At 69.7% G+C, this 14,739-nt stretch carries 11 protein-coding genes; 4 read left to right on the top strand and 7 right to left on the bottom strand.

Annotated elements, in window-relative coordinates:
- Positions 1-96 precede the first annotated feature (96 nt).
- Complete coding sequence (locus BA895_RS20660; protein ID WP_070193779.1) at positions 97-2,196, top strand: DUF6077 domain-containing protein; 2,100 nt, start codon at positions 97-99, stop codon at positions 2,194-2,196.
- Here the strand turns inward: BA895_RS20660 and BA895_RS20655 are convergent.
- Positions 2,184-3,233, bottom strand: a complete 1,050-nt coding sequence (locus BA895_RS20655; protein WP_175442402.1) for a lysylphosphatidylglycerol synthase transmembrane domain-containing protein — start codon at positions 3,231-3,233, stop codon at positions 2,184-2,186. The genes BA895_RS20660 and BA895_RS20655 overlap by 13 nt on opposite strands.
- On the bottom strand, positions 3,230-3,919 hold the full coding sequence (locus tag BA895_RS20650; RefSeq protein ID WP_070193777.1) for a hypothetical protein: 690 nt from the start codon (positions 3,917-3,919) through the stop codon (positions 3,230-3,232). The genes BA895_RS20655 and BA895_RS20650 overlap by 4 nt, the downstream gene beginning before the upstream one ends.
- 123 nt (positions 3,920-4,042) lie before the next feature.
- Here BA895_RS20650 and BA895_RS20645 point away from each other — a divergent pair, with 123 nt between their 5' ends.
- Positions 4,043-5,014 (top strand): Gfo/Idh/MocA family protein, encoded by a 972-nt coding sequence (locus tag BA895_RS20645; RefSeq protein WP_070193776.1) that lies wholly within the window; start codon positions 4,043-4,045, stop codon positions 5,012-5,014.
- 7 nt (positions 5,015-5,021) lie between these two features.
- Complete coding sequence (locus BA895_RS20640; protein WP_070193775.1) at positions 5,022-7,136, top strand: DUF6541 family protein; 2,115 nt, start codon at positions 5,022-5,024, stop codon at positions 7,134-7,136.
- A 3-nt stretch (positions 7,137-7,139) separates the two neighbouring features.
- On the opposite strand, the gene BA895_RS20635 is transcribed toward BA895_RS20640, so the two are convergent.
- From BA895_RS20635 to BA895_RS20620, 4 genes are read right to left on the bottom strand one after another with little or no spacing between them, the layout of a single operon-like run.
- Positions 7,140-8,327 carry a glycosyltransferase family 4 protein gene (locus BA895_RS20635; RefSeq protein WP_070193774.1) on the bottom strand — a complete coding sequence of 396 codons (1,188 nt, stop codon included), beginning with the start codon at positions 8,325-8,327 and terminating at the stop codon, positions 7,140-7,142.
- Between the two features lie 4 nt (positions 8,328-8,331).
- A complete protein-coding gene (locus BA895_RS24830; RefSeq protein ID WP_070193773.1) occupies positions 8,332-8,847 on the bottom strand; it encodes a DapH/DapD/GlmU-related protein in 516 nt (171 codons plus the stop codon).
- Complete coding sequence (locus tag BA895_RS20625) at positions 8,844-9,785, bottom strand: NAD-dependent epimerase/dehydratase family protein (RefSeq protein WP_070193772.1); 942 nt, start codon at positions 9,783-9,785, stop codon at positions 8,844-8,846. Before BA895_RS20625 ends, BA895_RS24830 begins: the two co-directional genes overlap by 4 nt.
- A 31-nt stretch (positions 9,786-9,816) precedes the next feature.
- Positions 9,817-10,959 carry a DegT/DnrJ/EryC1/StrS aminotransferase family protein gene (locus BA895_RS20620; RefSeq protein WP_070193771.1) on the bottom strand — a complete coding sequence of 381 codons (1,143 nt, stop codon included), beginning with the start codon at positions 10,957-10,959 and terminating at the stop codon, positions 9,817-9,819.
- A 45-nt stretch (positions 10,960-11,004) separates the two neighbouring features.
- Here BA895_RS20620 and lhgO point away from each other — a divergent pair, with 45 nt between their 5' ends.
- Positions 11,005-12,204 carry an L-2-hydroxyglutarate oxidase gene (gene lhgO, locus BA895_RS20615; protein WP_070193770.1) on the top strand — a complete coding sequence of 400 codons (1,200 nt, stop codon included), beginning with the start codon at positions 11,005-11,007 and terminating at the stop codon, positions 12,202-12,204.
- Between the two features lie 84 nt (positions 12,205-12,288).
- Here the strand turns inward: lhgO and BA895_RS20610 are convergent, their stop codons facing one another.
- Complete coding sequence (locus BA895_RS20610; protein ID WP_070193769.1) at positions 12,289-14,643, bottom strand: peptidoglycan recognition protein; 2,355 nt, start codon at positions 14,641-14,643, stop codon at positions 12,289-12,291.
- Between the last annotated feature and the right edge of the window lie 96 nt (positions 14,644-14,739).

The following is a 14,739-nucleotide window of genomic DNA, read 5'->3' as shown; positions in this document are numbered from 1 at the left end:
GACGTTCCGCCTCGGTACCGAAGAGGTGCATGGTCGGATGCCGCTGCCGAACCCGTCGTGCTCGAACTCGAGTGACCAACCCTCCCAAGGAACAGGATGAACCCCGGACCGTCTCACCAGGACGCTGTGCGGAACGCCTCGACCGCGCAGACCCCCTCCCCCCGCCATGAGAGCGCCCTCGCCCGATGGCTCGACGGAGCCACCGACCTGGCGGTGCTGGCCTTCGCCGCGTGGACCCTGCTCTACCAGGCCGCTCAGCTGCTGGGCTGGCCGACCGACCCGATCGTCATCACCTGGGCAGTGCTGCTCGTCGCCCTGGGGGCAGCGGTCGTGCGCCAGTTCCGGAACAGGCCATCGGCCCCCTCCGCGGTCGACGCTCCCACGCTGTCGTGGCGCAGCCCGTGGTTGGCCATCTCGGTTGTGCTGGCGCTGGGGTCCGCCGTGGTGGTGCGTGACGCGACCGGCGTCAGCTGGCGCCTCGGTTGGGTGCTCGCGGCCGTCTCAGGGCTCATCGCGGTCGTGCACCTCGTGCGGGCGAGTCACCCCTCACCCAGCGACCGCCCTCACCCGCACAGTGCCCCATCCTCGGCCCCATCCTCGGCCCCACCCTCGGCGGCGGCGGGCTCGGAGCGGCAGCCGGTGCGCCTCCGGTCGCATGTGCTCGCCCTGGTGGTAGGCCTCGGCTGGGCCGCCTTCTCGCTGTTCACGCTGCGCCGCGACCCCGACGACGTCTTCTACGTCAACAAGGCGGTGTTCGTCGCCGAACACGGGCTGATCCCCGGTCGCGACACGATCTTCGGTGACCAGACCCTTCCCGCGCTGCCCGGCGCCGGTACGGCACCGCTCCAGTCGATCGAGGTGCTCCAGGGAGCCTTGGCCCGCTTCCTGTCGCTGGACCCGACGGCCCTGGTCTACCTCGGTTTTCCGCCGCTGCTCACCTTCCTCGCCACCTGGTCGATCTGGCGCCTGGTTCGCGAGTGGTCCCGCGCGCGGGCCACGCTCGCCTTCGCCGTGTCGATGGTGTATCTCGCCATGGCAGCCAACACCCCGGCCGGGGTGGGCGTCTTCTTCCTGGCCCGCATCTGGCAGGGCAAGGTCGTGTTCGTCGCCGCCCTGATCCCGCTCATCTATCTCTACATCACCCGCTGGGCGCACAACGGTTCGCGCTGGCAGCAGCTCATGCTGGCCTCGGCCGGTATCGCAGCCGTCGGGCTCACCTCGTCGGCGACCTTCATCGTGCCGATCATCGCGGTCAGCTGTGCGACGGCCCTGCTGGTCACTCGACGACGCTGGGTGGGCGTGCTGGCGCTCGCCGCGTACCCGGTGATCACCGGCGGTGTGGTCGCCCTGGCCGGAGTACCCGGTGACCCCGGCGGCCGCTTCCGAGCGGGCGATGTGGCCTTCCACTTCGTGCTGGGCACCGGGCTGCTGGCCGCGATCGGGTGGGCCGGCATCCTGCTGGCCGGCTGGCTGAGCGTCTCGGGCGCGACCCGGGTGGTGGCCACCGCGGCGGCCCTGTCGCTGCTGGTGGTGCTCGCCCCCGGGGTGGCAGGGCTGTTCAGCTCGGCGACGGGCGCGGGTGCCGTCGCGTGGCGCCTGATGTGGGTGGCACCGGTCACCGTGATGGTGGGCCTGCTGGCGACGGTCCCGCTCGCGAGGGCCGAACCGGTCGCGGGCGCTTGGTCGATGGCCAGGCGGATGCCGGCCTTCGCGGTCGCGGCCGCACTGGTGGCCGCTCTGGTCGTGACGGGTACGCCGTTCTGGTCACCGGTGCGCGATGTCGAAGTGAAGTCTGTACCCACGTGGAAGTACCCGTCGCTGCAGGTCCAGCAGGCGCTGGCCATCCGGCGCCTCGACCCCGGCCCGGGCCCGGTGCTCGCACCACTGCGCACCATGCGGGCCCTCTCGCTCGTCTCCAGTGAGGTGCACGCGGTGGCGGCACTTCCCTCCTACATCTCGATCCTCACCGAGCCGCCACGAGAGCACGAAGCTCGCATCACGCTGACCGAGGTATTCGGGGGAACGGTCACCAGCCCGCGGCGGACCCACTCGCAGCAGCAGTTCACGGCGGCCTTGAGCACTCTCGAGGTGAGCATGACGTGCGTCTACCCGTCGCAGCAGAAGCTGTCTCGCTGGCTGCGCGAGGCCGGCTGGAAACCTCAGCCGGTGCGCGAGCTGAGCTGCTACACGCCGTGAGTCGGACCCGGCGCACGGTGCTCTGACGGGGCCGTCGGCCCACCCGGGATGTCACCGGGACCGGTGATGGTGGCGTGGGTGGCCGGCGCATCGTCGGTCACCTCACCGGTGGTGGGCGACGCGCCGTGGCGCAGCACACGAAGGGCCGAGAGTGCGGCCACACCGGCGAGCGCGATGTCGGCCACCGTGAAGAGCATCCGTGAGACGACGGCGACACCGAGCGCCTCGCCACGGCTCATGACACCGGCCAGGGCACCCACGATCAGCGCCTCGCGGGCACCGGCCCCGCTCGGGGCCACGATGAAGACGATGCCGGCACCGAGTGCGAGGGCGAAGCCGCTGAGACATCGCACGAAGCCGAGCAGACCGGGCGTTCCCAGCGAGTTGGCGAGCAGCCAGAGGTGTGTGCCGTAGCAGAGCCAGGTGACCAGCAGCCAGCCGAAGGCTCCCCGCACGCCCCGCCAAGTGAACACGTGCGGCAGTGGAGGCTTTCGGATGAGACCGAGCAGCCGGTCGACGATCTTGGTCAGCACCGCCGGGTGCGAGCACACGAGCGCGACCGGCAGCAGCGGCAGCAAGACCCAGATGATCGCCGTGTCGGCGCCCAGGAACGGAAGGCCGATGACACCGACCGTCAAGGCGCTGGCCAGGGAGAGCCCGGTCCAGCACAAGGTGGCGGTGAACGTGCGCGCGCGAGGAACCTTCAGCCGAGTGGCCAGCTCCATCTGAACCACGATCGACCAGACGCTACCGGGGAGGTACTTTCCGAGCTGGCCGACGAAGAAGATGCGGGCAGCGTCGACGAACCCGAGCGGATGCCCCTCCTCGGCGAGCAGGATGCGCCACGACATCAGCGCGGCGGCGCTGCCCAGCAGCACCATGAGAAAGGCGAGGGCGATGCTCAACCAGTGCATCTCACCGATGGCCTCGGTGACCTCCGCCCACTGGGACGCCACCGCGTAGCCGACGGCTGCGACGATCAGCACCCCGATGACGGGTCGCACCACGGGCATCAGCCGAGCCAGCACCCCTCTCACCGGCCCACCTCCTGCAGCCACCATGCCCACGCCCGCTCGAGCTCCGCCGGCACGCCACTTCGGGGCACCGTTGACTGGCGGTAGGCCCAGGACACGAACTCGATGGCGGCCGGCGAGAGGCCCTCACGCTGCATGCCCACCGCGTTGGCTCCCCTCAACCGGCTCGGGTTGCCGAAGGCCATGGCGTACGGCGGGATATCTCGCGTGACGACCGAGCCCATACCGAGCATGACGCCCGGACCGATCACCCGTCGCTGGTGCACCACGCTGTTCATGCCGAGGTTGGCACCGCGCCCCACGCGGACATGGCCTCCCAGCGTCACCGAGGAGGCCATGGTCACCCCGGACTCGATACGGCCGTCGTGGCCGATGTACACCTTGTTCATGAGGTAGCAGTCGTCACCGACCGAGGTGAGGTCATCGTGCCCCTGGTGGATGGTGAGGAGCTCGCGGAACACGTTGCGACTGCCGATCACCACACCGGCCCCGACGGGGCTACCGTTCCAAGCCTCGCCGTGGTCGGCACCGCGAATCTCCGCCGGCGCTCCCAGCACGCTGTTGACACCGAACCAGTTGCCGTCGCCGATGGTCATCGGCCCGAGCAGCACGACTCCGGGACCGACGATGTTGCCGGAGCCCATCGTGACCTCGGCAGAGACGAGCGCGCTGGGGTGGATCGAGTTCATCGCCGTCCTTTCTGTGGCAGCGGCTCAGGGTAACGCGTTGGTGTGGTTGTCTCCTGGACGCGGCAGGTAGCATCGGCCGCGCTGCACACCTCACCCTCGAGCAGCCTTCAAGGAGCACTGCCCATGACCGCACGGATCCGCATCGCCCTCGTCGGCTCGGGGACGATGGGCTCTCTTCACGCGCGGGTCGTCGTGGGGCACGATCGCACCCGGCTGGCGGCGGTCATCGACCCGGACCGCACGATCGGTCAGGCAACGGCTCAGCGCTTCGGCGCGACCTGGGCAGCCGCCCTCGAGGACGTCCGGAACATCGACGCGGTGATCGTGGCGGCCGCGACCCAGCACCACCATGCCATCGGGCAGCGCGTGCTCGAGCACCGTCTTCCGCTCCTGATGGAGAAGCCGCTGGCCGACACCCTGGCCGATGCCGAGGATCTCGTGGCGCGCAGCCGCCGCGACGACGTACCGCTCATGTGCGGTCTGCTGGAGCGTTACAACCCCGGGATCCTCACGGCGATGAGCCTGCTCAGAACCCCGCTGCAGATCACGGCCCAGCGCCACTCCCCCTACGTCGCCCGCATCCGCACCGGGGTCGCCTCCGACCTGTTGATCCACGATGCCGACATCGTGGTGCGCATGATGGGAGGCGAGCCGAGCCACGTCGTGGGGTCAATGGGGTATCTGCACCCCGATTCGGAACCCACCGCCGAGGACGTGGCCGAAGCCCTGCTGACCTTCCCGGGTGGCGGGGTCGCCAACGTCTCGGCCAGCCGCATGAGCCAGCGCAAGGTCCGCGGGTTCGTCATCCACGAGATCGACCGGCTCATCGAGGTCGACATGCTGCGCAACGCTGTCACGCTCTACCGTCACGTGCTGGGTGAGAACACCGAAGACGGGCTGTCGTACAAGCAACAGACCATCATCGAGATCCCCCAGCTCGTCACCAGTCGCGAGCCGTTGGCTGCCCAGCTCGACCGGTTCGTCGACCTCGTCGACGGCAGCGTCGATCTCGAGGAGGAGAGGTCCACGATCCTCCCCGGGCATCGGGTGGTCGAGGCCGTTCGCCAGAGTGTCGCCCAGACCGCGGTGAGCTGACCGGAGCTTGACCATCAGCCTCCTGCTCGAGTGGGCCACCCTCGTCGCCCTCGCCTTCCTCCCCGGGGCGGCGCTGGCCTTCGCCGTCACGCCCAGGCACTCTCGGCTGCGTCGGGTCGCGCTCATCGCGTCGCCGAGCATCACCTACGGCCTCATCGGCATCGCCGTCGCCTGGAGCGGTTACGCCGGTGCGACCTGGTCGCCCTTGACCGTGCTCTGGTTCGAGCTGTCCGTGGCTGCCGCCGCGTTGACGGTGAACCTGGTTCTCCGGCATCGGCGACGCCGACCGGGCTGGGGCGCAAGCCGGAGTCGCCTCGTTCACCGACTGCGCGTTCACGCCGCAGACCTCGCCGCGCTGGGTCTGGCCGCCGCCGCGGCCCTGGTCGTCGCGTGGTTCCTCGTCGGAAGGCTGCCATCGGCTCCGGGCTGGGATGCGATGAACCATGCGTTCCTCATGAGCCGGGTGCTCAGCTCCGGCAGCGGGCTGGCTTCGCAGGTCTGTGTCACAGGAGACATCGCCTTCACATCCTCGTGCGGCTTCTACCCCCTGGCGCCCCACGTTCTCTGGGCGCAGGCCAGCCAGCTGACCGGGGCCGGCCCCACCGCCGTGATTCTCGCCTCGACCTGGCTGGTGACTCCCCTGACCGCGGTGACGGGGGTGTTCGGGATCACGCGAGTCCTGGGGGCTCGGCCGGCGGTGGCCGGGGCCGCCGCTTTCCTGCCGATGCTCATCGGTCCGCTCTGGCCGAGCCTCGCGACCGGTCGGCTCACGGTGCTGCTCGGTGCCGCGCTCGTCCCCTCGGTGGCGCTCCTGTTCTGGCTCGCGGCCCGGATCCCCCGGGCCCCGGCGGTGCTGGCCCTGGCCGCCATCGCACTCGCGGGCATGTTCGTGACCCACACCTACGACGCTCTGGGCGCTGCCCTTCTGCTCCTCGGCCTGCTCGTGACGAGCTTGTCCTGGCGTTCCTGGCGCGGGTGGGCCCGGCTCGTCGTCGCGGGTGGGCTCAGCCTGGTTCTGATGATTCCGAACCTGGTGTTGCTGCTCGTCGCCAGGAGCGAGCGGTTGGCCGACCGGACGGGCGCGCCCGGCCGGTCGTTCTGGGAGGTCGTTGCGCAGGCCACCTTCCCCCAGGGTGGCCCCATCGGCACCCTGTTCGACCCCGTTCCGCGGCCTGGCGGCATCCCCATCCAGCTCAGTGGCATGGGCGTCGCGGTCAGCGCGGTGCTCACCGCCCTCCTGCTGGTCGGCATGACCGCGAGTCTGCTCCCAGCCTTCCGCTGGGCCCGGCCGTTCGCCATATTGCACCTCGGCATGCTCGTGGTGGCCGTCTTCGTCGCCGTCGACCTGGGCCCTGTTCATACGGTGGTCGCCAGCCTCTTCTACGACGATCCCCGTCGAGTGCTCTGGTCGTCGGCGCTGGCTCCGGGGGCGTTGACCCTCGCCGGAGCCGTGGCGGCCGTGCAGATGGCACTGCTCGTGGCTCGCGCCCCGGCGCGCCGGCGCAGGATGGGCCGAAGGCCTGACACCGGGAACCCGCCTCGTATCCCTGGGCGGGAGCCACCTGGCCCTGAGACGGCTGAGCCGCTCGACGTCGCGGCCGCGAGTCGGGCGCAGGGGCGTCGGCAGAGCCGGGTGGGAGTCGCGGCGGCCGTCTGTCTCTCGGCGCTGGTCCTCGCTGTGCCCGAGACCGCCATGGCGCATGAGCGCTTCGCGGCACGGGCGATGCCGGACGATCCGGCCTACGCACGCACGACCGAATGGCTGCGAGGGCGTAGTGGGTCGGTCGCCGAGGACTTCCATCGCGACTTCGTTCCGTGGATGACGGTGGATGCCGGGTTGCCCCTGCTGCGGGGCATCGAGCCACTCAGCGGTCCCGAAGAAGCAGAGTGGCAACGGCGCGTGCAGCTCTGGAAGACTCTCATCGGCGCCCGGAAGAGCCCCACCGCGTGCCTGGTGAACGACTACGACGTCAGCTGGGTGGTCGTGGGCCGGCCGGCGATGCCGGGCGGCCGCCGGACATGGAACATCAACAAGCTCACCAGAAGCCCGTTCCTGAGGTTGGTAAGGGTCGACGGGCCGGTGCGGGTCTACGCCGTGCACGACCCGTGCGCGAGCCGCTGACCGTCAGCGGCCCTGGGCCACCATGTCCTCGAGCACGTCGAGGTGCTGGCGCAGCACCGTCTCCATGGAGAACCGTTCGCGAACGAGCTGCTGTTCGGCTGACCCGATGCGCTTGCGCCACTGTGGGTCGTCGAGCAGGTCGGCGAGCGTTGCGCCCAGAGCAGCGGCATCGCCGGTGGGCGTCAGCATGACGTTCTCACCACTGCGCAGCTCGACGCCGGGAAAGTTGTCGGGTCGCACCGCAACGACCATCGGCACGCCGGCGGCCATGCTCTCGAGGCTGGCCGTACCGAGTCCGTAGCCCTGCAGGTCGTGAGTCTCGACGTCGGCGGCCGCCAGGTAGTCGGGCACCTCTGACTTGGGCACCGGCCCGACGGCCAGGACCGCGTGACTCACGCCGAGCTCACGGGCCAGCTCGAGAAACTGGTCGAAGTAGACGCTGCCGACGACCAGGAGCCGCACGTGCGGGTGCCGGTCGATCACCCGCGGCAGGGCCTGCACCAGCAGGAGGCGGTCGCGCAGCGGGATGACGTGGCCGAGGCTGACGATCAGCGGCGCGTCGCCGAGATCGTGCTTCTCGCGCACCCGTGCACCATCACCGCCAACGACCCATCCGGTGTCGACGCCGACGGGGATGTTCTCGAGTGACGTGTAGGCGCCGGTGTAGCGATCGACGATGTACTGCTGCATCTGCACATCCATGACGACCAGACGCGGCCGGTAGCGCTTGAGGATCGGCCTGACGACGACCGCGTCGAGGCTGCGGAAGACGCCGTGGTAGGTCGCTGCGGGGTTCTCCAGCCGAGTATGGATCGAGAGCAGGGCAGGGACGCGATGCCGCTTGGCCCAGATGCCGCTCAGCCAGGTCAGGTCGAAGAACTGGCCGTGCTGATGGATCGCATCCGGGCCGAACCCGCCCAGCAGCTTCGAGACCTGGCGGTAGGCGCCGGTGCGCATCGTGAAGGCGATGTCGAAGCTCACCGAGAGGCGGCTCTTGGGGATCATCGCGGCCGGCAGTCGCACGATGCGCAGGCCGTCGCGCTCTTCCTCATCTGGCGCGTCGGCGTACGCAGCGGTGAGCACGAGCACCTCATGGCCGGCCGCCGCATACCCCTTGGCCAACGCCTCGGACAGGTGCGAGCTGCCACCGACTCTCGGCGGGAAGAAGTTGTTGACGACCGCGATGCGCATCTTCTCAGGGCTCGCGGGTGCTCGGATGGACGGAGTCAGAGGGCTGAGACGCCAGGGGCGCGAAGGTGACGTCTTCGCCCGTCAGCACCACTCTCGCGGTGGCTCGTGCCGGCACACCCTGGACGACCGTGTGGGACGGCACGTCACGGGTGACCACCGCCCCAGCGCCGACGATGGCGTGGTCACCGATCGTGACACCCATGTTGATCGTCGCGTTGGCACCGATGAACACGAAGTCACCGATGCTCACCGGTGCGCGGTCGACCGTCGGATACCGGCGACCGCTGACGCAGCGCCTCGCGCTGGAGTGCGTGTAGACGTGCACACCGGAGGAGATGTCGCAGCCGCGCCCCACGGTCAGTCCACCACTGCCATCGATCACGGTGAAGGCACCGATCCAGGTTCCCTCACCGATGACGGGCTCCCCCACCACCCAGGCGTGCTGGTTGTACGGGTTGAGCGGCAGCCCCGGCGCAGCCGGCGTCGGCGGGCGCGCCGAGGACGGCTGCGGGTCGCTCATCGGCTCGGTAGCGACGCGTTGACGAGATCGGTCATTCCTGAAACGACGTCGATCGTCGTCTCGAAGCCGATGCTCTGCTTCGCGAGCTCGGTCGCAGCCGCCCGGCGGTCGACGAGCACGTCGCGAGGGTTGAACTGCGGCTTGACGTCGACACCGACCGCTTCGATGAGAATCTCGGCGAGCCGGGCGATCGTGGTGTCGACACCGCTGCCGATGTTGACGGCGAGGTTGGCCGTCTCCGACTCGAGCGCGAGCACACCGGCCCGGGCGATGTCCTCCACGTGGATGAAGTCCATCGACTGCTCGCCCCGGCCGTCGATGACCGGCGGCTCGCCGTTGCGCAGACGGTTGACGAAATGGTTGATGACCGACGTGTAGTACGCCGTGGTCTTCTGACCGGGCCCGTAGACGTTGAAGAAGCGCAGCGCGACCCACGACAGCCCACTGCGGCGCTGGTAGAAGGCCAGCAGGTCCTCACCGGCTCGCTTGCTGATGCAGTACGGCGTCTGCGGGTCGAGCCGGTCGGTCTCGTACATCGGCAGCTGCTGCGGCGGGCCGTAGACCGACGCGCTCGAAGCGAACACGAGGCGCTTGACGCCGTGGTCTGCCGCCGCCGCGAACACGTTGTGGTTGCCGATCATGTTGATGTCCATCGACTCGGACGGGTCGGCCTGGCTCTTGTTGATCGAGACCGCTGCGTAGTGCATGACGTGCGAGCAGCCCTTCATGGCTGCGTGGACCGACCCGCCATAGCGCACGTCCTGGTCGATGAGCTCGACGTCGCCACGCTCGACGAGCTGGGCCACGGCGTCGCGGTCACCTCGGAACATGTTGTCGAAGATGCGCACCTTGTAGCCCTGGTCGAGCAGGCGCGGGATCGTCTTCATGCCGATCCAGCCAGCGCCGCCGGTGAAGAAGACCGTCTTGTTCTCAGACATCGTGGTGCAGCTCTCCTTGTGGGTGGGGGTTTCAGGCGCGGGTCGAGGGGAGACCGACGACCTCGCGCACGACGGCAGACACTCGCGCGACCTCGTCATCGGTGAGGTTGGCATGCATGGGGATGGCCAGGTGTGAGGCGAACAGCCCGGCGGAGACGGGCAGGGCCGGCTGGTCGCCGTAGAGGGGCTGCAGGTGCGAGGCATAGGTGCCGAAGTTGCAGCCGATGCCGCGGGCACGCAGCTCGAGGGCCACTGCGCCCCGGTCGAGCTCAGGGCCGATCGTGATGACGTAGGACTGGTAGGGGTGCACGCGGTCATCGAGCTCGACGGGCAGCGAGATCGCCTCGATGTCATCCATGAGCTCGCGATAGCGCTCAGCTACGGCGCGACGACGGGCCACGAGCGTCGGCAGTCGGTCGAGCTGGGCCAGCATGATGCCGGCCTGCACGTCGGACATGCGGTAGTTGTAGCCGAGCTCGTCGAACGCAGGGACGGGCAGGGTGGCGGCACCCTCCCGGCTAAGGGCGGGCGCGATGCCGTACGTGTGCAGCTTGCGGGCATGACCGGCCAGCTCGGGATCGTCGGTGCTCAGGGCCCCGCCTTCGCCGGCCGTGATGCCTTTGCGCCCGTGAAAGCTGAAGGAGGCGATGTCGGCGAGGCTGCCGGTGGGCCGACCCTTGTAGCTGGCGCCCGCCGCACAGGCAGCGTCCTCGACGAGCCACAGCCCGTGTCGGTCGGTCAGCTGTCGCAGCTCGTCGTAGTCAGCCGGCTGACCGAAGGGGTCGACCGCGATGATGCCGACCGTGCGGTCGGTGACCAGCGACGCGGCGTGCTCGACGTCGATGCTCCAGATGTCGGCGCGCACGTCGGCGAAGACCGGCTGAGCGCCCGACCACATCACCGAGTGCCCGGTTGCCGGGAAGGTGTAGTCGGCGACGATGACCTCATCGCCCGGCTCGGTGCCCAACACGCGTTGGGCCAGGTGCAGGGATGAGCCGCAGTTGGTGGTGGCCACGGTGTGGGCCACCCCGGAGATGAGGGAGAAGGCTTTCTCGAACCTCGCACAGGTGGGTCCAGCGCCAGAAAGCCACCCCGACTCGAACACCCGCTGCACCTGCGCCAGCTCGCTCGCCCCGACGGTCGGCTCACCGAGGGCGATCGGACTGGTGGTCATCGAGCTCCTTCACGGGGTCGGCGAGTGCCGTCCTAGTCTAGGCCCATGGTTTCCGGCCCTCGGTACGTGGTGATCGGCGGTGGCATCGTCGGTCTGGCCGTCGCCGACCGCCTCTCGGTCGATGATCCGACCGCCCACGTCAGCGTGCTGGAGAAGGAGCAGACCTGGGCGTCGCACCAGACCGGGCGCAACAGCGGCGTGATCCACTCCGGGCTGTACTACCCGCCAGGTTCCCAGAAGGCGTCGATGTGCAAGGCCGGCGCAACCTCGATGGTCCGCTTCGCCGAGGAGGAAGGCATCGCTCACGAGGTCTGCGGCAAGCTCGTTGTGGCGACCGACCGAGCTGAGCTGCCGGGCCTCCAGCGCCTGCACGACCGAGGCCTTGCCAACGGGCTCGAGGTGCGCCGGCTGAACGCCGAGCAGGCCAGGGAGTACGAGCCCCACATCAGCGCGGTGGGCGCGTTGCACGTCGCCGCGACGGGCATCATCGACTACGGCGCCGTGTGTGCTGCCCTGGTGCGGCGCCTCGAACGCCGAGGTGTCCTTCTGCGCCTCGGCACCGAGGTTCTCGGTGCGACGACCAGGGGCGCCGAGACGCTCGTGCAGACCTCGACCGGCACCATCGCCGCCGACGTCGTGGTCGCGTGCGCCGGGCTGCACAGCGACCTCGTCGCCCGGCGGCTCGGGCACTCCCCCTCGGCCCGCATCATCCCCTTCCGCGGTGAGTACTACGAGCTCACGCCGGAGGCGACACCACTCGTCCAGGGGCTGATCTACCCCGTTCCGAACCCCGACTTCCCCTTCCTCGGCGTCCACCTCACTCGCGGGGTCGATGGTCATGTGCACGCCGGCCCCAACGCGGTGCTGGCCTTCGCGCGTGAGGGTTACACCTGGGGCACCATCAAGCCACGCGAGGTCTACGACGCCCTGACCTTCCCCGGCTTCTGGAAGCTGGCCCGCAGGAACTACCGCGCCGGCTCGAAGGAGATGGCGCGCTCGGCCTCCAGGAGACTCTTCGGTGACAGCCTTCGGCGGCTCGTTCCCGAGATCCGTGACGAACATCTGACCAAGGCCACCGCCGGTGTGCGAGCCCAGGCCATGAAGCCCGACGGGTCACTCGTCGACGACTTCCTCATCGAGCGAACGGGTGCGATCGTGCACGTCCTCAACGCCCCATCGCCCGCCGCGACCGCGGCGCTGGAGATCGCCAGGCACATCGCTGCGCTCGTCACCTCAGGGCGCTGAGTCGCCTCTGGGCTCAGGATGGGCCCGGCCCGCAGACCGGTCGCCTCGCGGGTCGGCAAAGGCAACCGGTCTGCGCGGCTCGGTTCAGCCGGTGAAGAACCCGGTGACGTCGGCGATGAGGTCGACCGCGCCGGCGTTGTTGTAGACCCACATCCAGTTCGCCGGGTCGACGCCCACGGTCGCGGAGTTGGTCACGGTCACCCCCGGCACGACGTTCAGCACGGAGGAGTTCGGTCGCGACACCCCTCTCGGGTAGGCGGAGACGTACGAGGCGGCGCTCGCGCCGACGGCCGTCATCGTGACGCTCACTGCCGACGCGCTCGTCGGCAGGCCGGGAACCTGAACGGCCAGTGCCTCCTTGGCGCCGACCCGCCGTAGCACCGGCCCACGCCCCGTTCTCGTGTCGAGCATCCGCTGCGGGCTGATGGGAACGAACCTGGTGCCGGAGCCGGGTGCGTAGTAGCCGGCCAGGTCGGCGATCAGGTCGACCGAGGCCGAGTCGGAGTAGAGGCTCACGGTGCCGCCGGCTCCGACGGCCACGGTCACCAGGTTGGCCACCGTGCTACCGCGCACAGCGTTGACGCTCGAGATGCTCGGCCGGCTGCTTCCGCCGGGGTAGGCCGTCACGAACCCGTTGCCGGACGCGTTCGTCGCGGTCAGGTTCACCGTCACGGCGCGCGTGCCCGTCGGCAGCCCCGGCACCTTCATGGTCACGGTGCGGCCCGCACCGACCCGGCCCTTGACGCCGCCGGTGCCCGAACGGGTGTCGAACACCCGCCGCGGCGTCACGCTCGAGTATCCGGAACCGCTCGCCGCGTAGTAGCCCGCGAGGTCGGCGATGAGCTGCACGCTGCCCGCGGAGTTGTAGAGGCGCACCGTGTTGCCGCTGCCCACTCCCACGGAGACGAGGCCGGCCGAGGTCTGCCCGCGTCTCAGGTTGAGGCTGGAGGTGCCTCCGCTGCTGCGACCGTTGGGATAGACGCTGACGTACGTGTCGGCGGTCGGTGATGTCGCGGTCACGTTGAGAACCACGGCGGTGGTACCGGCCGGCAGTCCGGGCACGGTGAGGGTCACCGCACCTCGAGCTCCGACGGCACGCCGTGGCGCTCCCACTCCGGCTCGGGTGTCGAGCACCCTGCGGGGGCTCGCGGCCGTGAAGAGCGACGCCGCGGCCGTGGGTCGTCCGATGGCCCAGTAGGAGGCGGCCCGAGATCGGATCGACGCCACCTGCGGGTAGGCGGTGTTGCCGGGGCACTCGGTGAGGCTGGTGTCACGGTGTCCGATGACGCGCGGCTTCACCACTTTCACCCCGGGTTGGTAACGGGTGCTGCCCTCCGACGTCAACGTCACCGAGCTCGCCGGGTCGAAGTTCGACCTGGCCGCCTGCCAGGCGATGACGCGGGTGACCGCCTCGACGGTGGCGGCACCGAACGGGATGCTGCTGTAGTCGCCGATGACCGAGACCCCGAAGGTCTCGGCGTTGAAACCCCCTGCCTGGGCGCCCTGGATGAACCCGGTGATGCCGCCCTTGCGACCCTCGTAGGTGCGACCGAACCGGTCGACCACGAAGTTGTAGCCGATGTCGCACCACCCCAGGCTCTGGGTGTGGTACGCGTAGATCCCGCGCATGAGCGACGCGGCCTGCGTCGAGGTGTAGCTGTTGGAGTTGACGGTGTGGTGCACGACGGCGGCCTTGAACCCACTCAGGGTGTTGGGGGTGCACGGCCGCATGCTCTCGTCGGCTCCCCACTGCGCCCTGGTGATGATGGTCGGCATCGAGACCGAGGTCGAGGCGGCCGCAGCAGCTGCTGCGGAACCCGGTGCCGCATTCGGCGAGCCTGCGGTCACGGGCGCTGCAGCGAGGGGGCCCGGCGCGGGAAGGCCACCGTCGGCGCTCGACGTGCCGCCGTCGACCAGGCTGGCCGACAGGCCGGCCGGGACTGCACCTGACGGTGACGACACCCGCACGTCGATGGCATCGGAGCCGGCGGCGAGCAGGGGCGCCGTGCCGGTGGTGGACCGTCGGGCCTCCGCCGAGCCCGGGTCGGGCCCGTCCCCGTCGACGTCCAGCTCGTGCCAGGCACCCCAGCCGGCGGCTGTGTGCGTCCGTGCCTCGATCAACAGGCCGGGAGGGGGCTTGCCGGTGAACGCCACCCCCGCGACATCGAAGTGGACGGCGCTTCGAGACAGCGCGGCACCGACGAGCCGACCGTCGCGGGCCGTCAAGGACGAACCTGCCGAGCGGCTCGCCCCCAAGACCTCGGGCACCGGCAGCGACACGATGGTCGGAGCCACCGGATGAGGGGAGACCGCCGAGACCGCGGAGACCGCCCTGCCCGACGCGGCGGGCGACGGCATCGCCACCGCGCTGGGCGCGAGGGGCCCAACCGTCGCCAGGGCGACAGCGAGGATGGAGATGGCGGTGGTGGGCTTGCGCAAAAGAACTCCTGGGACCGTTGGGGCAGCAACCGTCGCAAGGCTCGCATGCGCCCCATCAGTCACATAACCCCCGTTATCGTTTCGTGACCACATCCA

The sequence above is a fragment of the Humibacillus sp. DSM 29435 genome (genome assembly GCF_001758225.1).
Lineage (GTDB): Bacteria > Actinomycetota > Actinomycetes > Actinomycetales > Dermatophilaceae > DSM-29435.
This window is presented reverse-complemented; position numbering and strand designations above follow the sequence as displayed.

Bases quoted from the DNA above. Each gene is read 5' to 3' on its own strand.
- BA895_RS20620 (WP_070193771.1), bottom strand. From the start codon at position 10,959: ATGACCACCAGTCCGATCGCCCTCGGTGAGCCGACCGTCGGGGCGAGC.
- BA895_RS20660 (WP_070193779.1), top strand. From the start codon at position 97: ATGAACCCCGGACCGTCTCACCAGGACGCTGTGCGGAACGCCTCGACC.
- BA895_RS20645 (WP_070193776.1), top strand. From the start codon at position 4,043: ATGACCGCACGGATCCGCATCGCCCTCGTCGGCTCGGGGACGATGGGC.
- BA895_RS20650 (WP_070193777.1), bottom strand. From the start codon at position 3,919: ATGAACTCGATCCACCCCAGCGCGCTCGTCTCTGCCGAGGTCACGATG.
- lhgO (WP_070193770.1), top strand. From the start codon at position 11,005: ATGGTTTCCGGCCCTCGGTACGTGGTGATCGGCGGTGGCATCGTCGGT.
- BA895_RS24830 (WP_070193773.1), bottom strand. From the start codon at position 8,847: ATGAGCGACCCGCAGCCGTCCTCGGCGCGCCCGCCGACGCCGGCTGCG.
- BA895_RS20635 (WP_070193774.1), bottom strand. From the start codon at position 8,327: ATGCGCATCGCGGTCGTCAACAACTTCTTCCCGCCGAGAGTCGGTGGC.
- BA895_RS20625 (WP_070193772.1), bottom strand. From the start codon at position 9,785: ATGTCTGAGAACAAGACGGTCTTCTTCACCGGCGGCGCTGGCTGGATC.